A 1,653-nucleotide genomic window follows, 5' to 3' on the forward strand; every position below is an offset into this window, starting at 1 on the left:
TCGTCTACTTTAGACTTGATATCTTCAAGAGAAAATTTTCGCATTATTAATTTTTATTATTTAAATACCCGCCAACGTACTAGGCTATAAGGTGGCGTAGCTGCCTTATAGGTGTGGTTAGCAGCCGAAATTTTTCTTATTTATAATAATCTTTTGGACAATTCTTGTCTGGGTTGTTTTTCACGTATTCAATTTCTATAGAGTCTCCAGGATGATACTCTGAATCCATCGTTGTTCCATTGTAAACGTTATCATTTACCTTAAACTGGTATTGATAATAAAACTTAGCTGAAACTGGGTTGTTAGGTAGGTAATACTTTTCATAAGTCACTACTGCCTTCATATATTCTTTATCGTCGTTCTTAATTGCCTTACGCCTATCACATTCTTTAATAAAGGGATAAAGACACAGCAATACCACTCCGAATGAAAGATATCGCTTTACACTTCTAAAGTTTATTGGTCGGCTATTTTTCTTGCGACTCACGATGTCTTAGTTTTATGGCTGCTAACGTCTTGGCTAAAAAGTGTTTTAATACTTTTTAGCTGTTGTTGGTAACAGTTTTTTCTCTTAACAGTTCTTCTTCTTTCATTTCATTCATTATTTGCTCAATCCTTTCATCAGATAAGCCCATTTTAGTAGTATAATGTGAATAGTAAGATTTGAGTTCTCTGTCAATTCTTTGGCAATCATCAATAAAATCACAGAAGTATTTTATCATTTCTCTTTTGCCTAATTCTGAAAAAAATTTCTGGATTTCTAATTTGAAATATTTGTGAACCAAATAATTTCTCTTTTCAAGGATTTCAGTTAATTCTGTTTCTAATTTGTTTGGTAAATTATAACTATGTTTAACCTCATTAATAAAATTCCCTAATGTCCTTTTTGAATTTTCAATAGCATCTATGATGTCATTTACCTCTTTATTGGTCTTTACTTTCTTTTTGAAAATTCTATCCGTCCACAGCATTATAGAGAAGGTTTCCTCTAAACTCTGACTAAAGTAAATAGCCAGTCCAAAGTAGGCGTAAATTATTTTTTCTTTACTTCCTTCAGGTTCAGCTTCGTATTCCTCTATCGCTGTTTCGTATCTTTCCATTATTATAAATTTTTACCAACGTCTGTGCTAAAAAACGTTTTAATGATTTTTAGCTTTTGTTGTGATTAGTTATTCTTTTGACTATCTGTTCATAATATTTCGAACCTTTCTCAATTTCGATTTCTTCTTTTTTTCTTTCAATCAAGTCTAAAATCGCATTGAGATATTGTGGGTTCCTTTTAAATATTTCATTGCTAAAGAATTCAAGGCTTTCTATAAAAGAGCTTCCATCAAAATCATCCTCTTCTAATATGTTGCTACCCATCTTTTCCAACACAATTGGCATTAGAAAGTCAGAACCTATGTCTTGTATAAGTAAAGTTATAATTTGGTGGATTTGAAGGTCCTTGATTTTAATTTTTCTGAAGTTATGGCATCTTTCAACTAACCCTGTAGGATAATTACTTTGGTCTGGCCAATAATCATTCTCAAGTTCCTGTATTGACTTTTCTTTTAAATCCATTTTAATTTATCACAACGTTTAGTATTTGCAAAGCCTGCAGCGTAGCAAAGGTTTTGTAAATACCTTGTTATGAGCGGTTATTTTCGTTTT

Annotated in this window: 3 protein-coding genes; all 3 read right to left on the bottom strand. The window is 31.5% G+C overall.

The window, feature by feature from the left end; translation table 11 throughout:
• Positions 1 to 136 precede the first annotated feature (136 nt).
• Genes I5M27_RS18450 through I5M27_RS18460 form a run of 3 tightly spaced genes read right to left on the bottom strand, consistent with a single transcriptional unit; the run spans position 137 to position 1,563 of the window.
• The gene (locus I5M27_RS18450; RefSeq protein ID WP_200507867.1) at positions 137 to 487 is read right to left on the bottom strand and encodes a hypothetical protein; all 351 of its coding nucleotides are present in this window, start codon (positions 485 to 487) and stop codon (positions 137 to 139) included.
• Between the two features lie 55 nt (positions 488 to 542).
• The gene (locus tag I5M27_RS18455; protein WP_200507868.1) at positions 543 to 1,100 is read right to left on the bottom strand and encodes a hypothetical protein; all 558 of its coding nucleotides are present in this window, start codon (positions 1,098 to 1,100) and stop codon (positions 543 to 545) included.
• A 49-nt stretch (positions 1,101 to 1,149) separates the two neighbouring features.
• Positions 1,150 to 1,563: a contact-dependent growth inhibition system immunity protein gene (locus tag I5M27_RS18460; protein ID WP_200507869.1), complete on the bottom strand. Its 414-nt coding sequence runs from the start codon at positions 1,561 to 1,563 to the stop codon at positions 1,150 to 1,152.
• Positions 1,564 to 1,653 lie beyond the last annotated feature (90 nt).

Source organism: Adhaeribacter terrigena (assembly GCF_016623615.1).
Lineage (GTDB): Bacteria > Bacteroidota > Bacteroidia > Cytophagales > Hymenobacteraceae > Adhaeribacter_A > Adhaeribacter_A terrigena.

What these genes read in the sequence shown, in the direction of transcription:
- I5M27_RS18455 (WP_200507868.1), bottom strand. Translation starts at nt 1,100, where the DNA reads ATGGAAAGATACGAAACAGCGATAGAGGAATACGAAGCTGAACCTGAA.
- I5M27_RS18460 (WP_200507869.1), bottom strand. Translation starts at nt 1,563, where the DNA reads ATGGATTTAAAAGAAAAGTCAATACAGGAACTTGAGAATGATTATTGG.